This window comes from Campylobacter concisus (assembly GCF_002165775.1).
In the GTDB taxonomy this organism is placed as follows: domain Bacteria; phylum Campylobacterota; class Campylobacteria; order Campylobacterales; family Campylobacteraceae; genus Campylobacter_A; species Campylobacter_A concisus_E.
The window spans coordinates 235,446-256,142 of sequence record NZ_NDYP01000003.1; the positions used below are offsets into that span (position 1 = coordinate 235,446).

The window sequence follows — 20,697 nt, forward strand, 5'->3', positions numbered from 1 at the left end:
CCGCATGAGAGTAGATAAATTTTTAAACGTGGTAAATATAACCAAAAGGCGTGCCGTTAGCGAAGATATGTGCAAAAGCGGCGTTGTGAGCATAAACGGCGTGCAGGCAAAAGCGGCAAAAGACGTAAAGATAGGCGATGTTATCACTATCAAATTTCTAGCTCGTGAGGCGAGATATGAGGTGCTAGCGATCCCAGCTACAAAAAGCATACCAAAAAGCGCTCAAAGCGAATATGTAAAAGAGCTTTGATGGTTTTTGAGCTTTTAGAAAATGAGCTTAATGAGCTTGTGCAGGTGCTGCCAAAAAGTGGCGTGGTGCTACTAGGTGGCGATCTAGCAAGTGGTAAAACGACGCTTGTAAAGGCGATCATCAAGGCTCATGGCATAGAAGATAGCGTGACGTCGCCAACATTTTCTTTGATGCAAATTTATGGTAAAGATATCTACCACTACGACATTTACCAGATCGGTTTTGACGGGATGGCAAAAAATGGCCTTTTTGAAAATTTATTTGAAGAGGGGCTTCATCTAGTAGAGTGGGGCGATGAAAATTTAGAAAAAGCTCTAAAGAAAAACGGCGAGAGCTATACGTTAGTAAAAATTTCTCTTAGCAAAAATGGTAGAAAATACGAGGTTATAAGTGCATAAACTAGAAGTAAAAGATCTAAAAAAGACGATTAAAAAAAGTGAGATCATAAAAGGTATATCTTTAGAGGTAAATAGCGGCGAAGTCGTGGGACTTCTTGGACCAAATGGTGCTGGAAAGACGACCACTTTTTATATGATCTGTGGGCTCATCTCGCCAACTAGCGGAGATGTCTTTTTAAATGACGAAAAGATCACAAACGTCCCACTTCACAAAAGAGCGCACCTTGGTATTGGCTATTTGCCGCAAGAATCAAGCATATTTAAAGAGCTAAGTGTCGAAGAAAATTTACTTCTTGGCGCTGAAATTTTAAATCAAAGCAAAGAAGAGATATCTAAAAGAGTAAATGAGATGCTAAATATGCTAAACATCGAGCCTATCCGCCTAAGAAAGGGCGTTAGTCTAAGTGGTGGCGAGCGCAGACGCTGTGAGATCGCTAGAAGCCTCATCATAAAGCCAAAATTTTTGCTGCTTGATGAGCCATTTGCAGGCGTCGATCCTATTGCAGTTAGCGACATCCAAAGCATCGTTAGAGACCTTAAAAAGCTAGGTATCGGCGTTTTGATAACTGACCACAACGTCCGTGAGACACTAGCCATTTGCGACAGGGCCTACGTCATCAAAGATGGCTCACTTCTAGCAAGTGGCAGTGCGAGCGAAGTAGCAAACAATAAGCTTGTAAGAACGCACTATCTTGGCGAAGAATTTAAACTTCTTGAGTAGATGATGCTAAGGCAAAAGCAAACTTTAGCGCCAAAGATTAAACTAAACCAAACGCTAAGAAGCTGGCTTCCCATCCTTCAAAGCGGACTTGATGAGCTAAAAGAGACGCTCGAGCCTTTTATAAAAGACAATCCTTTTGCTACGATCACACATAAAAATTTAGAAAAAAACGAAAAAAAGCGAAATTTTTTTGAGCAAGTCAGTAAAAATTCAGTAAGTGAGAGTATCGAGGCTTTAAGTATTTACAAAGAAAGCCTCTATGAAAAGCTAATTAGTCAAATCAATCCGCCACTTTTTCCCACGCAAAAGTCTCAGGATATCGCATATAAGATCATTGAGTGCTTGGATGATGAGGGCTATTTTTCTTATGATGATGAAATTTTTGCTGGCTTTAATGAGAGCGAAGTAGAGCGGGTTAGGGCGAGATTTGCCTACCTTGAGCCCTGTGGCGTGGGCGCAAAAGATGTCAAAGAGAGCTTTTTGTTTCAGTTAAGTGAGGCAGAGGCAAGCGATGAGATCATAGAGTGCACAAGAAAGATCATCTTAAATTTTGAAAATATAGAAAAGCTTAGAAAGCTAAAATTTTACGACGACGCGCTAAAGATCATAAAAAAATTTAAAAATCCTCCGGCCATTGAATATCTTGAGGACGAAAAAGAGGCAGTGCCTGATATCTTCGTATTAAGCACAAGTAGCGGCATAAGCGTGCAGATAAATGATGAGTACTATCCAGAAATTTTGGTTGATACCGAGGGATTAGACGAAAAAGAGGCCTTTGTAAGCTCACGCATAAAAGAGGCGAGCGAGCTCATAGACGCCCTTGAGATGAGAAAAGCGACGCTTTATAAGATAGGGCTCATGATAGTTGAGTATCAGTATGACTACTTTTTGGGTGGCGACATAAAGCCTATGAAGCTAAAAGACCTAGCAGACGAGCTTGGGCGCAATCCGTCAACCATCTCAAGAGCTATTGCAAATAAGTATCTAAGCTGTGCAAGGGGCACTATTGCACTTAAAAATTTCTTTGCAACTGGCTTTGACGAGGAGACTTCAAACGCTGCGATAAAAGAATTTTTACTAGAGCTCATTAAAGGTGAAGATCGCAAAAAGCCACTTTCTGATCTAAAAATTCAAGAACTAATCCAAGCCAAATTTAACATCCAAATCGTTCGCCGAACCATCACAAAATACCGCAAAATTCTAAATATCGGCAGCTCAAGCCAGCGAAAAAGAGTCTATCAGATAAACGGCTAACTACCACTCATTTACAGCAAAAAGTATGACCTTGTGCATCTGTGCAAAAAGCTCGTTGCTAAGCTCTTCGTACTCTTTGCCACGTTTTTTATATTGTGCCATGCCCGCTGCATCGTCGTTCCAAGAGCCCATACCGCCAAAGACATCAGCCAAGCTTGCCGCAGCAAAAAGGGCTAAATTTTTCTTTGGCATAAGCGGTGCATTAAATATCTTTTGATCATCATTGCTTGAAGATCTAAGTGATTTTAATGCCCTACGAAAACACTCACCAAAATTCTCACACTCTATCTCATCTGCAAAGGCCGCTATCTTGGTAAGTATGGCCATAAAAACCTCTGTGTTGTCGCTAAAATTTTCTAAATTTACATCTTTTTCAAGACCTAATTCTTTATATATTATGTCCCAGCCTCTTTGGTCTTTGTTGTATTTCCAGTAGGGCACAAAGCAGCTTATGTGCTCTTTAAAAATACAAATGATCGATTTTGCGGTAGAGTTTGAAAAGCTAAGCAATAAACGTTCATTTGATGAGCCAGTTAAATTTGTAGCAAGTCTTACATCGCTTAATCCAAGTTTTAATGCGTGCTCAAACCACTCATTTACGCCATTTGCCCTATGGCCTGAGAGAAAGTGAAAATTTATACTATTTTCGTAGTTAGTGCCATTATATAGGATAGGAGAATTTGACTTTATGGCCTGCTTTGTGGCAACAATAATGGCGCATATATTAAACATTTCACCATTCATCTTTGCTCCCTTTAATAGCCCTTGTGGCAAGCCGTGCTCTAGCCAACCATCACAAAATTTTCTTGATTTTTAAAGTATGGTTTTAGGCTCTCATAAGCAGATTGAATATTTTTAAATTTCTTTGCGTATTCTTCTTGTATGAGAGGATTTTTGTTGGCATGCCTATCTGGGTGATAGATATTTACGAGCGAAAGGTAACTTTGTCTGATGGTTTCAAAGTCATCATTTTTTTTGCAACCCAAAATCCCAAAATTTTCCTCAAGCAAATTTGCAAGCACAGAAAATCTACTTACAAATTTAGATGAGCTTTTTATTTTTATGCCTTGTTTAAAGGCTTTGTAGTCTTTTTCATCATAGATAAAATTTACGCTAAATTTTGGGTAGCTTCTTTTGTAGAGTAGTTTGTTTAATGTGTTTATGTCGTTGTCATTTGAGATGGTGATGTTTAAAAAATCATCATTTTTGCTAAAAGCAACATTGCTTTTTACTAAACTCTCGCTGATGTAGCTAGCAAAATCTCTGCAAAGTGTATCTTTTAGTTCAAATTTGGCTTCATTTTTTACAAAATTTACATTTAGGCTAATGACTGGAGTTAGGGTATTTTTTTGAACAAAGCCAAGCTTTATGGTTTTATAGTTTGCAAAACGAATATCGAGCTTATCATCACTTTGCTTTTCATAAAGTTTTTTTATAAATTTTAAAAAGCACTTGCGTTGTGGGATCTCGCTCTCTTCGTAAAACGAAATAACCTTATTTTTATTAGATAAAATTTTTGTAAAATTTCTGCTTATCATATCTCTAAGCTCACGAAACAAAGCGTCATTATCAGTTAAAATGCTTAGAGATTCTAATGTTTGCGTAACTTTCATTGCCTACTCCACATAAAATATTACATGTTTTAGCAATAAGCATTCCAAATTTATATTTTTCTTATATCTTGGCCTTTAATGTACTCTGCAAATTCGTTTTTTAGCTTATTTTCTTTATATGAGATCGCCTCTTCTTTTGTATGAGAAACGGCTTCTTTTTGAGTTTTTTTGATCTCACCTTGCTCTTTAGTAAGTTCTTTTTTTATCTCTTTTAAACTATCGAAAAAATCATTCATCTTTGCTCCTTTTGTTTTTATCAGATTTTACTAAAACAGTTATAAAATTAAAATGAATACAATTTTTCTTTAAGGAAAGTTTGGCTAATATCTCGACTTAACTTTCTTGTGCGCTCGTAGCTCAGCTGGATAGAGCATTTGATTGCGGTTCAAAAGGTCAGAGATTCGAATTCTCTCGGGCGCACCATCTTAATGACAAACTTCATAATTTTTATAGTAAAATAAGCAAAAAAATTAAAAGAGAAAAAATGGATTTTCAAAATATTCAAAAACAAATTTTAGTACTAAAAGAGAGCTTGACAGCATTAGAACAAAATAGTGAGCACGAGATCGGCTTGGCAGTTGGGGTTGTTGAGTTTAATAAAAACGCTGACGAACTTAAAAAAAAGCTTACAAATTTAAAAGGTGAAAGCGATTTTTTTAAAAGTGTCTTCAATACAGAGGACTATTATGAAAACATTAGTACTTATTTGGAGCAGATAAAGAGAAGCTTAAATTATAAAATTGAAAAAAACGGGGTGAGCTTTAAGGCAAATGAAAATTTACAAGAAAGCTATGTTGCCATTTTAAATATAATAGAAATTTTAGTAGCAGAATATCAAATACAAAACAAAAATAAAGCAAAAAATCTCTTTTCTAGGACAACAGATACTACTCAAATAAAATCAATACTTGCGGAGCTAAATACTCTACAAGAGCGTATACATAATGTTTTACATATTCATTCTAGGATAGTTTCAAATATTATTTTGCAAAATTTTAAGATAATTTATACGTTCTTTTATAATTGTATTAAGGCTGCAAAGCAACGCAAAGATGAGCTTTTGCTAGTGGAGATCGCGGGTATAACTGACAAGATAATAACTATGATAAAACCGGTCTTTAGTGCAAAAATTTTAAATACAAATGAGCTTATTTATCATTACTTGATCTTTGAGCTAAAAGAACTAAAAGCTTGTGCGATAGGCGAGGAGCTAGTTTAAAATTTTATCAATTATCTCTTTTGCTCCATTTGGCAAAAGGATCTCTTTTAGAGCTTTACTGCTTTTGTTTAGATCAAAATTTTCTATCATTCTTATGACTTCGTCTTTGTTCAGAATTTCTCCATTTTGCAAGCAAATTTCAGCAATGCCCTTATCTTTTAAAAATTTAGCGTTATAAAGCTGATGATTACCAGCAGCATAAGGAAATGGCACAAAGATAGATGGCAAAGCATTTGCACAAAGCTCCCAAAGCGAGCTAGCTCCTGCTCTTGAGATAGCAAGATCAGCCTCGCTCATCTTCTTTTCTATCTCTTTACTAAATTCAAAAATTTCTAGATTTGTTTCATCAAAGCCAAGTTCATCATATCTTTTTTTAAGTTCATCAAAACCATTTTTGCCACATTGATGAATTATCTTTATGCCTTTTTCTTTGAGATATGGAGCTAAATTTATAGCTAGCTCGTTTATCGCTTTTGCACCTTGCGAGCCACCTAAAAATAAAATAGTCTTTAGCCTATTTCTCATCCTCGCACTATCAAAAAATTTCTTTGCAACGGGATAAGGGTGGGGCGAAGTTTCATCATAAGAGCTAAAAAAGCCTTTTGCATAGGGCTTTAAAATTTTATTTAATTTGCCCATTACAGCATTTTGTTCGTGAATAAAAAGTGGTGTTTTCGAGATGATAGCTGCGATCGCTGCCGGTGCTGCCGAGTAGCCGCCTACGCTAATAACTGCCTTAACGCCATTTTGCTTAAAAATTTTCCTGCATTTTAAAGCAAGATTTACGATATTTGTTAGTGATTTTATTTTAGCAAAGCCTCTTTTATTTACCACGCCACTACTTGGTAAGAAAAATTTTTGTAAAAAATTCTCATCATTTTCAAACCAAAATTTATCTTGACCGCTAGTTGAACCAATAAAAATGGGCTTAATATTTCGTCTATTTAGCTCCTCGCAAAAGCTTCTTGCGATCGCTAAATGCCCACCAGTGCCTCCACCGCAAATAACAATCATAATTTTGCCCTTTTACTAACCATCAAAACCATGCCGATACCGATACAAATCGCAAGCACAGAGCTACCACCGTAACTAAGAAATGGCACAGCAATACCCTTGATAGGCGTGATCGATGTGATACCATAGCTATTCATTAAAAATGAAAACGATAATATAAGTCCTACACCAAGCGTAAATAGATGATAGACCTTATTTTCGCTTCTGGCTGAAATTCTAAAAATTCTATAAAGTAGCGTTATAAATATAGCTACGATACACAAAATACCAAAAACACCGACCTCTTCAGCGATACCAGCTAATACAAAGTCAGTATGGACCTCACTTAAAAAGCCGAGTTTAAAGATACCAGCGCCAAGCCCTTCGCCGAAAAATTCGCCATGCTTTATAGCGTTTAATGAGTGAGAAATTTGATATGGCTCTGGCGCATCAGCTACTCTTAATACATCTGCAACGCTGTCAGGTAAGAAAGAAAGCACCATATTTTGTATCGTGCCCCACCATGACTTTATACGTAAAATTCTATGCTCAGAGCTGATTATCGCTACAGTCATAACAAAAGCAGCTCCTAAGATACCGATGCTAAAAAGTCTCGCACTTGCTCCTGCAAAAAGTGCCATCGTCACAAATGTAAGTGCCAACACGACCACTTGACCAAGGTCATTTTGCATAACAGCGATAAGAAAGATAGCAACACCAAAAAGAATAATATAAGGCATAAGTATCTTAATCTCATCTAGCAAGGTCCTTTTGCCTTCACTAAATTTTCTAGTAAAACTCCAAGCTAAGAAATAGACAAAACCAATTTTAAAAAACTCAACTGGAGCTAGCGAAAAGCCAGGTAGTCTAATCCAACGCCTAGCACCACCAGCGTCAGTCACCATTGAAGCTGGCAATGCATGCATTAGCCCCATGGCGATACCGCAAGATATAAGAAGGCCAAATCCTATCCAAACAAGCGTCTTTTCAGGATTGAGCCTGGAGAGCCACCACATGAGAAAAATTCCTATACAACCAACAATAAACTGGCGGATGAAAAAGTGAAATTCGTCGTAATTAAAAAATAAAACCGTAAAAACTGGCAAAGATAGTGAAAAAATAATGCTTATAGCGATCAAAGTCGAACAAAGATAGAAAATAATCTTATCAACTGCCAAAATTTAGCTCCAAGTTTAAAAAGTGCCAAAGTATAATAAAAAACGGCTTACAAAGATATTATTTGCTATAATTGCAAGCTTTAAGGAAGGGCATGAAGATAGGTATATTTGACTCAGGACTTGGTGGACTAAGCGTCTTAAACGAAGCTTTAAGTAAGCTTAGCGAGCATGAATTTTTATATTACGCAGATGTAAAAAATGTCCCATATGGACAAAAGAGTAGGGATGAGATATTAAAATTTAGCTTTGATGCGGTTAAATTTCTCATAGAAAATGGCTCAAACGCTGTTGTAGTAGCTTGTAACACAGCAACAAGCGTGGCAATAAAAGATATTAGAGCAAAGTTAAGTGTGCCAATCATCGGCATGGAGCCAGCCATAAAAAAGGCTCATGACTTAAGCTATAATGATGCCTTAAAAACGCTTGTCATAGCCACTCCAGTCACCGTAAATGGTGCAAAGCTAAAAGAGCTGATCATAAATTTACACGCAAAAGATAAGACTGAGCTGCTCGCTCTACCTCGCCTTGTAAATTTTGCTGAAAATGGAGAATTTGACACCGAGAATGTGAAATCATATCTAAAAGAAGAGTTAGCCAAATTTGATCTAAGCAAATTTGGGTTTTTAGTGCTTGGCTGCACGCACTTTAACTATTTTAAAGATAGCCTAAGAGAAATTTTGCCGCCAAATATAAGTATAATTGATGGCAACGAAGGGACAATAAACCGCCTTGTTAGCGAGCTTGGGCTTACAATTTCAAATGCAAATTTAACTTCAAATGTGAAATTTTTCTACTCTGGTGCCGAGATGTACGAGCAAAGCGAACTAGAAAAAATTTCAAGAAATTTAGCTAGATTAGAGAAGATGAGGGCGATCTGCTAGGTTAAATTTAACTAAATATCACAAGTAAAAATTTAGAAAAATACACTAAATTTTACATATTTTTATATGTATTTAGCCTTTTCTTTGCTTTATTATATAGACTACACTTATTACTACAACCACCGCTAAAAGAGCGATCGTGATTATTAAAAGTGTCTGTTTATCAGGGTTTGAGCCTATAAAATAGCCGACTCCAAGTAAAACAGCACACCAAATCCCAGCTCCAAGTGAGGTAAATAGGCAAAATCTAAAAATGTTCATCTTAGCAAGTCCGGCTGGTAGGCTGATGTATTGACGAATGCCAGGAATCAGACGTGAGTTAAATGTAGAAATTTCGCCGTGTTTATTGAAAAATGCCTCAAATTTATCCATTTTTTCGTGAGTAATTCCCACAAATTTGCCGTATTTTAAAACGATCTCGCGACCAAAAAAGTAGCAAAGATAATAGTTAAAAATAGCTCCAAGTAAGCTACCAAGCGTGCCTGCAAGAAAGGCCAAAACTAAACTCATTTCACCTTTATGCGCCAAATAGCCAGCCGGTATCATCGCGACCTCACTTGGAAATGGAAAAAATGAGCTTTCTAAAAACATCATCACAAATATGCCAGCATAACCCCAGCTACTTACGCTCGCAACTATAAAATCAATAACATCATGCAGCATTTAAATTCCTGAAAAATTTTAAAGTGAGCCATTTTAGCAAAGCATAGCTTAAGCTTTTTGACAAAAATAAAGAGAGTTTATAGCTTATTAAAACAAGATGAAAGTAGAAATAAAATAGGGCGAAAGCTCGCCCCGTTTTTAAAATGCAGGTATAACCTCGCCTTTGTAGCGAGTGATGATGAAATTTTTAGTATCAGTACTAAGCACCGCATCAACTAAAGCTTTGATCTTAGGATTGTTCTCGTTGCCAGCTCTTGTGACGATGATGTTAGCGTATGGGCTATTGGCATCTTCAAGTAAAAGTGCGTCTTTTGCCACGCTCATGCCAAGATCAAGGACGAAATTTGTGCTAATAGCAGCGATATCGACATCATCAAGCGTTCTTGGGATCTGAGCACCTTCTAACTCTACAAATTGTAAATTTTTAGGATTTTTAGTTATGTCATTTACAGTTGCAACTTTTACGTTTTTATCGATCTCTATAAGACCAGCTTTTTCTAAAATTCTAAGCGCTCTGTTGCCATTTGACGGATCGTAAGCGATCGCCACTTTTGAGCCATCTTTTAGCTCTTTTATGTTTTTTATCTTTTTAGAGTAAAAGCCAAGTGGTTCTACGTGCACGCTTGCAACGCTTACAAGATGCAGGCCTCTAGCCTTGTTTTGCTCCTCAAGATATGGTAAATGCTGAAAGAAATTTGCGTCTAAGCTGCCATCTTCTGTAGCGACATTTGGTATCGAATAGTCTGAAATTTCAGATATAACAAGGTCGTAGCCCTTATCTTTTAGCTTTGGTTTTACAAATTCTAAAATTTCAGCGTGTGGCACTGGTGAGACGCCAACAGTGATAGTGTGGTCTTTGTCAGCTGCGTGAAGGCTTAGAGCAACTAAAGATGCGGTTAAAAGTTTGATAATTTTCATTGTTTTTCCTTTTTTTGGTTTAAGCGACGCTAAAAAGGTAAAAGCTTCCACGTCGCTTATTTAAATTTTTAATTAAAATGCTGGAAGGATAGCGCCGTTATATTTTATCTCGATAAATTTTTTAACTTCTGATGAGTTTATTGCTTTATCAAGAGCCTTTATTTTAGGGCTATTTTCGTTGCCAGACTTTACTACAACGTAGTTTACATACGGGCTATTTTTGCTTTCAAGCACAAGTGCGTCTTTTACTGGATTAAGATTAGCATTTAGAGCGTAATTTGTGTTGATAACTGCAATAGTAACGTCATCAAGCGTTCTTGGTACTTGAGCAGTCTCTATCTCTTCAAATTTAAGCTTTTTAGGGTTATCAACTATATCAAGCGGAGTTTTTAGTGGATTATCATTTAGCTTAATAAGTCCAGCATTTGCAAGAATATCTAAAGCACGGCTTTCATTTGTCGGATCATTTGGGACAGATACAGTCGAACCATCTTTTAGATCCTTGATGTCTTTTATCTTTTTAGAATAAACTCCCATTGGCTCAAGGTGAACGCCAACTGTTTTTATAAGATGAGTGCCCTTGTTTTTGTTAAATTCGTCCAAATATGGAAGGTGCTGAAAGAAGTTTGCGTCAAGGTCGCCGTCCTCTGTCGCAAGGTTTGGCGTGGTGTAGTCGTTAAATTCTTTGATCTCAAGTGTGTAGCCATCTTTTGCCAAAATAGGCTTTACAACCTCTAAAATTTCAGCATGTGGAATAGGTGTAGCACCAACGATTATTGTTTTTGATTTATCAGCTGCATTTGCACTTACACTAAGACCAAGAGCAACTAAAGAAGTGAGAAGTAGTTTTTTCATTTATTATCCTTTTTTAAAATTTGCCAAGCACCAAAAAGGATAAATTTAAGCTAGAGGATTAAATTTCTTTTTAAGCGCTTAAGCTAGTTCTAAGCACTTAAAAAGAAATTTTGTGCTTAGAGATTAGTCTTTCGACAACGAGTTTTTTAATAGGCGGCACATCTGGCACATATCTGATTTCATCTTTTTTCCTTTCAGCTAAAATTAATTTGGCAATTTTAAGAAAAAAAGCTTAAAATCAGATAAAAATGTGGTCCTATTTTTTTGAAATTTTATAGAGATAGTTACCTAAAACCTGGAAAATTTGAACCATTATGATAAGAATAACCACAGTGTAGAGCATTATATCTGGGCGAAATCTTTGATAGCCGTAGTTTATAGCGACAGAGCCAAGCCCGCCACCACCAACTGCACCAGCCATTGCTGAAAAGCCGATGTTTACGATAAGCGTTAGCGTAAATGCCGAGATGATACCAGGAAGCGCCTCTACAAACATCACGCGAAAAATGATCTGAAATTTCGAGCTACCAAAACTTTGAGCAGCTTCGATGATGCCTTTATCAACCTCTTTTAGCGCATTTTCAATGAGCCTTGCTACAAATGGGGCCGCTCCGATAGTTAGCGGAACGATCGCAGCTGTGGTGCCAATACTAGTACCTACGATCATTTTTGTAATTGGAAAGAGCACGATGATTAAAATGATAAACGGAAAGCTTCTAAGCACGTTTATAACGATATCAAGTACAAGATAAAGCTGCTTGTTTGGCTTTAGTCCGTCTTTATCTGAAAGGATGAGTAAAACCGCAGGTATAAGGCCTATGGCAAAGGCGAGCAGGGTGGAGACGATGCTCATATATAGCGTTTCGCCGATAGCTGGCAAAAGTATCCTAGAAAAAACATCTGGAAATTTAGAAAAATCAATACCAAACATCAAGCAACCTCCCATAAAACGCCACTTTGCTTGATATAGTTAAGCACGTTTTCTTTATCTTTTTCATCTATATTTATGACAAGTGAGCCAAGGACGTTGTCGTTTAGCTTTTCAAGCTTGCCCCAGACTATGTTAAAGTCGATGTTTAGGCTTCTGGCCATGTGCGTGATCACGCTATTTTGAGCCACTTCTTTTGGAAAAAATAGCCTGATATTTGTGCCAGTGCTCGGCAAAATTTCGACTTCACCCAAAAACTCTTTCATCTTCTCATCTGGCTTTAAAAATAGCTCTTCAATACTTCCAGAGCCTATGATCTTGCCGCCTTCAAGCAAGATGGCGCGTTTTGCGATCGATTTTACTACCTCCATCTCGTGCGTGACGATGACGACGCTGATGTCTAGCTCTTTGTTTATCTTTTCAAGCAATTCTAAAATTTGATTTGTCGTGTTTGGATCAAGAGCCGAAGTCGCCTCGTCGCTTAGTAGAATTTTAGGATTTAAAGCAAGCGCTCTAGCGATGGCGACGCGCTGTTTTTGACCGCCACTTAGCTCGCTTGGATAGCTTTTTGCCTTGCTTTCAAGACCGACTAAATTTAAAAGTTCTCTCACTCTTTTTTCAGTTTCATCGCTTTTATAGCCCCAAAATTTAAGCGGAGTAGCCACGTTTTCAAAGACGTTTTTTCTAGCCATCAAGGCAAAATGCTGAAATATCATTCCAACATCTCGCCTTAAAATTCTTTGCTGCATCTCATCTAAATTTTTTATCTCTTGATCAAAGACTTTTAAGCTCCCACCTTGATAGCTTTCTAGACCGTTTATGCATCTTAAAAGTGTTGACTTGCCAGCGCCGCTGTGTCCTACAATAGCAAAAATTTCACCCTTTTTAACCTCTAAATTTATATCAAAAAGGATCTGCGTATCACCATAAAATTTGCTTAATTTCTCTATTTTTATCACTATTTTTCTCCAAGAGCTTCTAATTCTTCACATACTTTTTTAAATTTAGCCTCAGCGCTCTCTAGCGCCTCTTTGTTCGTCTCTATAACCTCTTTTGGTGCGTTTGCTACGAAATTTTGGTTATTTAGCATGCCTGAGAGTTTGGCTATCTCTTTTTCAAGCTTTGTCTTTTGAGACCTTAGCCTTGTGATGATACCGCTCATATCAAGCCCTTCAAGTGGGACAAACGCCTCTAAATTTTCACTCACATCTCTGATAGAATTTTCTATTTTTTCATCTACAAAGCCGATCTCTTCGCATTTTGCAAGCAGCTTGATATACTCTTTGACTTCATCAAGATCTATTTTGTCGTTAAATTTAACAAAAGCTTTTGCTATCTTTGAGTTGCCAAGATCTATGGTTGCTTTTGCACGGCGAATCGCAACGATCGCTTCGATAACTAGTTCAAATTTCTTCTCAACATCTAAATTTCGCTCTTTTACCTCTGGATAGCTCATCACCATTATTGATTTTGTATTTTCAAGCTGTGTGCCGCTAAGCTCCTGAAATAGATACTCTGAGAGAAACGGCATAAAAGGATTTAGCAGCTTCATAGCCTCTTTAAATATGCTTCCAAGCTCTTTTACGCTCGCTTTATCAGCCTTGCTAAGCTCGATACCCCAATCGCAAAACTCATCCCAAAAGAATTTATAAAGTGTGTTTGCTGCGTCATTGAAGCGGTAAGCGTCGATGTTTTCGCGTACCTCTCTCACGCACTCGTTAAAGCGGCTATTCATATAAATTCCAAGCTTTGTTTGAAGCTTGATATCCTCTAAATTTGGAAATTTGCTCTCATTTAGCATGAGGTATTTGCTCGCATTATAAAGCTTGTTGGTGAAATTTCTTACCTGCTTCATCTTGGCATCACTTAGCTTGATGTCACGTCCTTGAACGGCTAGAAGTGTGAGCGTAAAGCGCAATATATCGGCGCTATATTCATTTATGCTATCAAGCGGATCGATGACGTTACCAAGACTCTTGCTCATCTTTCTGCCGAATTCATCCTTTACAAGCGCGTGCAGATAGATATCGTCAAACGGCAGCTTGCCAAGGGCATTTTCACCCTGAAACATCATCCTAGCAACCCAGAAAAATAAAATATCAAAGCCAGTTATGAGAAGGTTGTTTGGGTAAAATTCGGCCAAATCGCCTTCAAACCATTTTTCATTTTTTAGCTCATTATCATTGCCCCAGCCAAGCGTACTAAATGGCCAAAGACCAGAGCTAAACCACGTATCTAGCACGTCTGGGTCTTGGTGGAAATTTTTACTTTTACACTTTTTGCACTCACACGGCTCGTCCTCGTCAGCCCACATATGACCGCAATCATCACAGTAAAATACAGGAATTTGATGTCCCCACCAAAGCTGGCGTGAGATACACCAGTCTCTTAGCTCTCTCATCCACGCGTTAAAACTGTTTATCCAGTGCGGTGGGTAAAATTTCGCTAAGCCTTCGCCGACCTTTGCGATCGCCTCGTCTGCGATCTCTTTTTTGACAAACCACTGCTTTGAGATATATGGCTCAACGACATTTTTGCAGCGGTAGCAGTATCCCACTTGGTTTTCATAGTCCTCTATCTTTTCAACATTGCCAAGTTTTTCAAGCTCGGCTACGACGATATCTCTGGCCTCAAGCCTTTCAAGACCTGCAAATTTATCGCACTTGTCGTTTAAAATGCCTTTTTCATCAAAGACAGTGATAAACTCAAGGTTGTGCTTTTTGCCAACCTCGTAGTCGTTTTGATCGTGTGCAGGTGTGACCTTAACAAGGCCTGTTCCAAACTCCATATCAACGTGCTCGTCCGCGATAATCTCGATCTCTCTATTTATGATAGGTAGCACCACTTTTTTGCCGATTAAATTTTTATAGCGCTCGTCGTTTGGATTTACCATTACGGCAGTGTCGCCGAAATATGTTTCAGGACGGGTTGTAGCCACAACAACAAATTCACTTGGCTTGTCTGCAAAATAATATCTCAAATGATAAAGCTTGCCTTTATTCTCTTTGTGCTCAACCTCGATGTCAGAAAGTGCGCCATCATGCGTACACCAGTTTATCATGTAGTTTTTCTGAACGATCAGCCCTTTGTCGTATAAATTTACAAAGGCTTTTTTTACAGCTTTTCTTAAGCCCTCATCCATAGTAAATCTCTGGCGTGACCAAGCCGGAGTGATGCCAAGCTTACGCATCTGATGGACGATCATGCCGCCGCTTTTTTCCTTCCATTCCCACACTTTTTCTACAAATTTCTCACGTCCAAGCTCTTCTTTTTTGATCCCTTGAGCCAAAAGCTGCTTTTCTACGACATTTTGAGTGGCGATGCCAGCGTGGTCAAGTCCTGGCTGCCAAAGCGTCTTGTAGCCGTCCATTCTCTTATAACGAGTCATGATGTCTTGAAGTGTGAAGGTTAGGGCGTGTCCGATGTGAAGCGAGCCAGTCACGTTTGGAGGTGGCATCATAATGCAAAATTTACGTTCATCTTTTTGGATATCTTTGTTCGCGTCTATCTCGAAGTATCCGCGTTCTTCCCAAATTTTATAAAATTTATCTTCTATCTCTTTTGCATTGTAAAATTCTACCACTTTTGTGTCCTCTTTTCGTTTAAAAAATGCTTAATGTTATCTAAAATTTGTTTAAAAAAATCTTTGCAAAAGTGGGGAAATATGGGCTTGGGGCGGTTAAACGCCCCAAAATTTATATGGCTTATTTGACAGTAAAGCTTCGCTGAGCTAGGTCGTAGTCGTTTTGTCTTTCGTTATACATATTTTCAGTTGTGACTGCACCAAGTGAGCATTTGCCGCCAAGTCTTACACGATAAGGTGTGTAAAGTACAGCCTCTCTTTTGTCGCTATCTAATGCATAAAAACTTAAAACGCGATCATCTTTTATGCTCTGATATTCAAGCTCAATGCTATCTTTAAGACTCTTATTAAAGCCACTTAAATTTTCATTTATTGGCTCAAAGCAGCTACTTACTATCTCGTTTATTACACCATTTTTAACCATAGCTTTAGAATTTATCACTATTTTTGAATAGACAACATCATTTACTCTTAGGCTGTCAAGACCTAGCTCTTTGCCTTTTTCATCAACAAACGTTCTATAAATATCAAGCTCTTTTGGCTCTATTTTATGCTTGATCTCAAGTGGCACATAAGCGTAGCTTAAAATAGTGGCATATAGCTTGTTTTCACCAAGTGGAGTGATGGTAAAATTTTCATCCTTTGCTGTAAATGATACGCTTAAAAGGCCGTCAAATTCTTTACTTTCACCGTTGTAGCTAAGCTTAAATTTATTATTTTTCTCGCCGCTATTTTTGCCAAAGTAGGCATTTAGCGCTCTAAGAGTAAAAGCGCGCTCCTGCGTTGAGCTAAGCTCATTTAAATTTGTGATCAAGAAATTTGCAAGATCATCTGAGTAGTCGTTTTTCTCAAAATATTTTGCGTGCAGATACAAGATAAAGGCATTGTCTCTCATCTTTGAGCCAAAGCTAGAATAATCCCTGCTGTAATCAGCTATCTGAGCTTTTTTGATATCTTTTAGCGCCACCTTTGCTTCGTCATTTAAGCCGTTTAGCTTTAGAGCCGCTGCCATTAGATATTTATTAAGTGCGGTCGTATTGTAAGCTTTGTGGTCATAAATTTTATTTAGCAGCGACTTGTCAGCCATATTTGCACGAGCACTTACATATAGAGAGTAGAGCGCTTCAAGGTCACTATTTACATATTTTGCCATTGAATTTACAGCACTTTGTTTTACTCTTTTGCCTACCTCATATCCAGCCTCTTCAAGATCAAGCAGTACATCAGTTGCATAGATCGAAGCAAATGCATTTGTACTACTTAGATCGCTCCAGTAGCCAAAGCTACCATCTGGTTTTTGCATCTTAATTAGCTCACTCATTCCGTTTACAATAAATCTCTTTTGATCATTTTTTTCAAGCTCATCTTTTGGCTTTAAATTTAAAAGCGCAAGCAGTCTTGAGCTCCTTTGCTCCGCACATCCGTAAGGGTACTCGACTAAATTTTTAGAAGCTGCTAATAATACGCTTGAGACCGAGCTTGACGCATCTATACTAACATTGTGAAAGCCTTTTGGAAGAGAGATCATGCTCTCTTTGTCAAAGACGCTACTTTTTGCATAGGTGCTAATCGTATAAGGATTAACTACATCAAGTAAATTTTGAGCAGTTTTCGAGCTGTTTTTATCGCTTATTGTTATATTGTATTCGCCAGCTCCAGCTTCAAGAGCTGAAATTTTAAATATAAAGGCTTTATTTTCAAGCGGCTTTAAATTCACATTTTCTTTTGTTTTGATGTTTAAATTTTTACTGCTAGCCACTTTTATGGTTAAATTTTTATCCTCATTTGTTGTGTTTATGAGCCTTAAGTTTGCATTTAGCTCATCGCCTTTTAACAGATAAACTAACGCACTTGGCTTAATAATCACATCATCTTTTACTAAAATTTCTTTATTTACCGCATTCATGCTATTTTCATTATTTGCCACAACGTCCACTCTGACAGCCGAGTTAAAACCATTCGGTGTTTTAAACTCGTATGAAATTTCACCATTATCGTCAGCTTGAAGACTTACCAAATTTGCATATGTTTTTATCTTTTTGCTATCGACTGGGCTAGCATGTTTTGCCATCTTTGCCTCCATAGCAAGTGCCGCCATATCGCCACCAAAGCTTAAAGTTTTGCCCTCGACCTTATAGTTTGTGAGCATATTATAAATGTCATAATCCAAGACGCCATCTGGTAAAATTTTGTCAAAAAATTTAAGTGGATCGGCTGGCTTTTGTGACGTTATATCAAGCACGCCAACATCTGTGATAAATAAATTTACATAAGCTTTTGGCTTTGTTTTTAGTGAAATTTTTATATTTTCATCGCTTTTTGCTGTATTTGGTGCATCAAGACTTAGATCAAGTATCCTTGATGACTTATCAGCCTTAGCATAGACCTTACCGTAAGTTCTAAAAGGAGTTAATCCGCCATCTGTCATGCGGTAGATATTTGCACTCACGTAAAGTCCGCTAAAATCAAAATCAAGTTTAAATTTCACATTTGCTGAGTTGTTTTTTATCTTAACAACCTTGTAAGCTTTCACGCCACCATCTTCAAGTGTAACAAGGGCGATACCTTCTTTTATAGCTGAGCTTATATCAGCACTTAGTTCATCGCCTTTTTTGTAGATATTTTTATTTAGTTTGATTTGAGATTTGCTAAGCTCTTTTGTAGGCGCTAGAGTCGAGTAGTTGTAGCCACTTACGTCCATATCAAGACTTGTGCTTGCTCCACTTACTAGATTTGTAGCGATGATCACATATGAGCCACTTTGTGTAAATTTATAGCTAAACTCGCCATTATCTTTATAAAAATTATCCACATCTTCTAGAGTTTGAAACCACTTTATATAGCCATTTGCATCTCTTTGGTATTGCCAAGTAACACGCTTTATTTCAAATTTCAAATTTGATTTTACGGCCTTTTGACTTGACATATCTACCACAACCGTTCTTATTTTTATATCTTCGTTTGGCTCAGCAAATGTCGTGCTTGCTGCGATACCAACCATATCTTTGTAAGGATAGAGAGTAAAGCTTTTTGTATCGCTTACGTTTTTGCCGTCATCATTTACATTGAAATTTATCACGCCTGTTATGATAGAAGAGGCATTTTTAGTGCTAAAGCTAAGATCTATCATTTGGCTTGATTTGCCATCTTTTGAAAGAGTAAGATCGTTTTCAAAAGATGGATAAGCGCTTGGTTTTAGCGTATTGTTTTTAAATTTATACTCTTTAAATTCGCTATTTTTATATTCATCATCAAAAAAGCTAACCTGCATGCTACCATCAAGCTCGCTAGCAGCGCCACCAAAGAGATAGTTACTAGCTAGATTGGCTCTAACAAGCTCGTTTGCAAAAAATTTATCTCTCTCAAGCGTTATCTCATTTTTTATCCTATTTGGCATAAAACTCTCAACAAAAAATGGCACATTTGAGATCACTTTGCTTGCATAAATTACTTGCATATTAAATCTACCGCTAAGATCGCTTAGTATCTCTTTTTCAAAATTTACCATGCCAACGTCATTTGTATTTTTTGAAATTTCAGCACTACTTTTGCCTTGCGGATCGAAAAATTTTATCTTTATAGGCATATTTTTTAAAGGATTAAAATCTCTATCCCTTAGATAGATTGCGCCCTTTAAACTCTCATTTGGTCTTATGATATTTGAAGCAAAATGAACGTACGCATCGATACTCTCACTGGCATTTTGGCTCATAAATTTCGCTTCATTTAGCGCTTCGTCTTCTTTTAAAATAAGAAAATTTTGCTCTTTTCCAAGAGAGACAACCACCGAAGAGATATCTTTGTAAATATCTTTTTTGTTAAATTTAAAAACACCTATATCATTTGTCGCACCAACTGCGATCTCTTCGTTTTTCTTACCATAAATTTTTACATTTGCGTTTGGAAGCATTGTATTTTCGCCAAGACGATTTGCAAATACGAAAATTTCATCCTTGCCAAGCTTTGCATTTACGGCAATATCACTTAGATAGACTACTTTTGAGACGCTCTTACCTTTGCCGTAGTTTAAATTGATCTTATAAACGCCGTCTCCAGCTCCAGCAAAGTCGAGTTTGATTTTATTTAGCGAAATTTCATTTAATGCGCCATCAAGCTTATAACTTTTGCTTGCCACTTTTGTGCTGAAGTTGCTTAACTCTTCGTTATTGTCATTAAAATTTAAGAAATATCTAAAATTTTGATCGCTTAGCTTTTCAATGCTTACATTTAGCTCAGGCAAATTTGCACTTCTAATACCGATCTCACCGACGCTTGAGATATATGGTTCATTATTTATAAAATTTGCAAATGGAGTAAAATTGCCAGCTACTACTTCATAGCTACTTTCTTCTCTTACTACATTTCTATCATCGCCAAAACCGGGTTTAATGGTGATTTCATAACTATTTTGTGGTTTAAAATCGTCACTTGTAATATCAATGTAGTAATAATATTCGCTAAGTTCTGAGTTTTCTTCATAGTTGTCACTATATTTAACGTCACTAATGCTAAAGTTTTTTACACCTTTAATGTTTATAAATTTTTTTAAGTTAATGTCGTCATCAAGCCAATTTTTTAGATAAATTCTAAAGCCTAAGATGCCATTATCAAGGCTTGCTGGATAAATTTCTGGTATCTCAAGACTCTTTGCATTATCATTTATATTTACGCTTTCTTCGCTTATTTCATCGGTAAAATTTACTATCGTTTCACCTGAAAGCATTGCGCCAAATTTGCTCTCAAATTTTTCACCAAAATCAAAAACTGGATTGCTTAAATTTTTATCAAGATTAAGCTCAAAGCTATTGTTAGAAAGCTCAATTGCTTTAAATTTCGCATCTTTTACGGCAATATTTTTGATAGCTTCAATATTTACTTCATCATTAAATTTAACTATATATTTGCTATCGCTTATTTTTTCTATCTTTGTTAGCTCAAATTCTTTCGTAGCAAAACTAGCAGTGCTTCCATTTTCAAGCTTGCAGCTATAATCCAAACCAGCGTGCATATCTTTTGTAAAAAGTAGCAAGCTTTGATTATTGAATCTAACCGTACCATTTAATGCTGGTTGGCACAAAAGTAGCTTTTTATCGCTTAGCATACCAACAAAATTTTTATCTACTTTATCTTCTAGTCCAAACTCTACGCTTAGTGGCGATTTTATCTGTGCTGTACCATTTAGGCTCAAAGCATATAAATTTGTCATTCCCAAAAGTGCTAGAAGTGCTACTTTTTGCCACATT

Annotated in this window: 18 protein-coding genes and 1 tRNA gene; 7 read left to right on the top strand and 12 right to left on the bottom strand. The window is 37.0% G+C overall.

Annotated features, from left to right (window positions below; all coding sequences use genetic code 11):
* Positions 1-4: 4 nt before the first annotated feature.
* Genes B9N66_RS04540 through B9N66_RS04555 form a run of 4 tightly spaced genes read left to right on the top strand, consistent with a single transcriptional unit; the run spans position 5 to position 2,623 of the window.
* Entirely contained in the window at positions 5-250 is a 246-nt protein-coding gene (locus B9N66_RS04540) for an RNA-binding S4 domain-containing protein (RefSeq protein ID WP_087580073.1), read from the top strand.
* Positions 250-648, top strand: coding sequence for a tRNA (adenosine(37)-N6)-threonylcarbamoyltransferase complex ATPase subunit type 1 TsaE (gene tsaE / locus B9N66_RS04545; RefSeq protein ID WP_087580074.1), 399 nt, complete (start codon positions 250-252; stop codon positions 646-648). Before B9N66_RS04540 ends, tsaE begins: the two co-directional genes overlap by 1 nt.
* Positions 641-1,369 carry an LPS export ABC transporter ATP-binding protein gene (gene lptB, locus B9N66_RS04550; protein WP_009293825.1) on the top strand — a complete coding sequence of 243 codons (729 nt, stop codon included), beginning with the start codon at positions 641-643 and terminating at the stop codon, positions 1,367-1,369. The genes tsaE and lptB overlap by 8 nt, the downstream gene beginning before the upstream one ends.
* 3 nt (positions 1,370-1,372) lie before the next feature.
* Positions 1,373-2,623 carry an RNA polymerase factor sigma-54 gene (locus tag B9N66_RS04555; RefSeq protein ID WP_257639770.1) on the top strand — a complete coding sequence of 417 codons (1,251 nt, stop codon included), beginning with the start codon at positions 1,373-1,375 and terminating at the stop codon, positions 2,621-2,623.
* Here the strand turns inward: B9N66_RS04555 and B9N66_RS04560 are convergent, their stop codons facing one another.
* Genes B9N66_RS04560 through B9N66_RS04570 form a run of 3 tightly spaced genes read right to left on the bottom strand, consistent with a single transcriptional unit; the run spans position 2,624 to position 4,472 of the window.
* Positions 2,624-3,367, bottom strand: a complete 744-nt coding sequence (locus B9N66_RS04560) for a hypothetical protein (RefSeq protein ID WP_087580076.1) — start codon at positions 3,365-3,367, stop codon at positions 2,624-2,626.
* Between the two features lie 38 nt (positions 3,368-3,405).
* Positions 3,406-4,236 (bottom strand): adenylosuccinate lyase, encoded by an 831-nt coding sequence (locus tag B9N66_RS04565; RefSeq protein WP_054196630.1) that lies wholly within the window; start codon positions 4,234-4,236, stop codon positions 3,406-3,408.
* A 50-nt stretch (positions 4,237-4,286) separates the two neighbouring features.
* Positions 4,287-4,472, bottom strand: coding sequence for a hypothetical protein (locus tag B9N66_RS04570; protein WP_054196631.1), 186 nt, complete (start codon positions 4,470-4,472; stop codon positions 4,287-4,289).
* A 110-nt stretch (positions 4,473-4,582) separates the two neighbouring features.
* Between B9N66_RS04570 and B9N66_RS04575 the strand changes: the two genes are divergently transcribed.
* Positions 4,583-4,659: transfer RNA gene (locus B9N66_RS04575), tRNA-Arg, on the top strand.
* A gap of 61 nt (positions 4,660-4,720) precedes the next feature.
* Entirely contained in the window at positions 4,721-5,455 is a 735-nt protein-coding gene (locus B9N66_RS04580) for an imidazole glycerol phosphate synthase (RefSeq protein ID WP_087580077.1), read from the top strand.
* On the opposite strand, the gene murG is transcribed toward B9N66_RS04580, so the two are convergent.
* Together murG and B9N66_RS04590 are read right to left on the bottom strand one after the other, a co-directional pair.
* The gene (gene murG / locus B9N66_RS04585; protein WP_087580078.1) at positions 5,447-6,469 is read right to left on the bottom strand and encodes an undecaprenyldiphospho-muramoylpentapeptide beta-N-acetylglucosaminyltransferase; all 1,023 of its coding nucleotides are present in this window, start codon (positions 6,467-6,469) and stop codon (positions 5,447-5,449) included. The two genes, B9N66_RS04580 and murG, sit on opposite strands and share 9 nt — an antisense overlap.
* The gene (locus B9N66_RS04590) at positions 6,466-7,626 is read right to left on the bottom strand and encodes an FtsW/RodA/SpoVE family cell cycle protein (protein WP_087580079.1); all 1,161 of its coding nucleotides are present in this window, start codon (positions 7,624-7,626) and stop codon (positions 6,466-6,468) included. The genes murG and B9N66_RS04590 overlap by 4 nt, the downstream gene beginning before the upstream one ends.
* 92 nt (positions 7,627-7,718) lie before the next feature.
* Here B9N66_RS04590 and murI point away from each other — a divergent pair, with 92 nt between their 5' ends.
* Positions 7,719-8,507, top strand: a complete 789-nt coding sequence (gene murI, locus B9N66_RS04595) for a glutamate racemase (protein WP_087580080.1) — start codon at positions 7,719-7,721, stop codon at positions 8,505-8,507.
* Positions 8,508-8,579: 72 nt separating this feature from the next.
* Here murI and B9N66_RS04600 read toward each other — a convergent pair whose 3' ends face one another.
* From B9N66_RS04600 to B9N66_RS04630, 7 genes are all read right to left on the bottom strand, one after another.
* A complete protein-coding gene (locus B9N66_RS04600; protein WP_087580081.1) occupies positions 8,580-9,170 on the bottom strand; it encodes a DedA family protein in 591 nt (196 codons plus the stop codon).
* Between the two features lie 138 nt (positions 9,171-9,308).
* Positions 9,309-10,088 (bottom strand): MetQ/NlpA family ABC transporter substrate-binding protein, encoded by a 780-nt coding sequence (locus B9N66_RS04605; protein ID WP_087580082.1) that lies wholly within the window; start codon positions 10,086-10,088, stop codon positions 9,309-9,311.
* Between the two features lie 72 nt (positions 10,089-10,160).
* Positions 10,161-10,943, bottom strand: coding sequence for a MetQ/NlpA family ABC transporter substrate-binding protein (locus tag B9N66_RS04610; RefSeq protein WP_087580083.1), 783 nt, complete (start codon positions 10,941-10,943; stop codon positions 10,161-10,163).
* Positions 10,944-11,199: 256 nt separating this feature from the next.
* On the bottom strand, positions 11,200-11,874 hold the full coding sequence (locus B9N66_RS04615) for a methionine ABC transporter permease (RefSeq protein WP_087580084.1): 675 nt from the start codon (positions 11,872-11,874) through the stop codon (positions 11,200-11,202).
* Positions 11,874-12,830 (bottom strand): methionine ABC transporter ATP-binding protein, encoded by a 957-nt coding sequence (locus B9N66_RS04620; RefSeq protein ID WP_087580085.1) that lies wholly within the window; start codon positions 12,828-12,830, stop codon positions 11,874-11,876. The genes B9N66_RS04615 and B9N66_RS04620 overlap by 1 nt, the downstream gene beginning before the upstream one ends.
* The gene (locus tag B9N66_RS04625; protein ID WP_087580086.1) at positions 12,830-15,454 is read right to left on the bottom strand and encodes a valine--tRNA ligase; all 2,625 of its coding nucleotides are present in this window, start codon (positions 15,452-15,454) and stop codon (positions 12,830-12,832) included. The genes B9N66_RS04620 and B9N66_RS04625 overlap by 1 nt, the downstream gene beginning before the upstream one ends.
* 121 nt (positions 15,455-15,575) lie before the next feature.
* Positions 15,576-20,696, bottom strand: coding sequence for an alpha-2-macroglobulin family protein (locus B9N66_RS04630; RefSeq protein WP_087580087.1), 5,121 nt, complete (start codon positions 20,694-20,696; stop codon positions 15,576-15,578).
* Position 20,697: the final 1 nt, after the last annotated feature.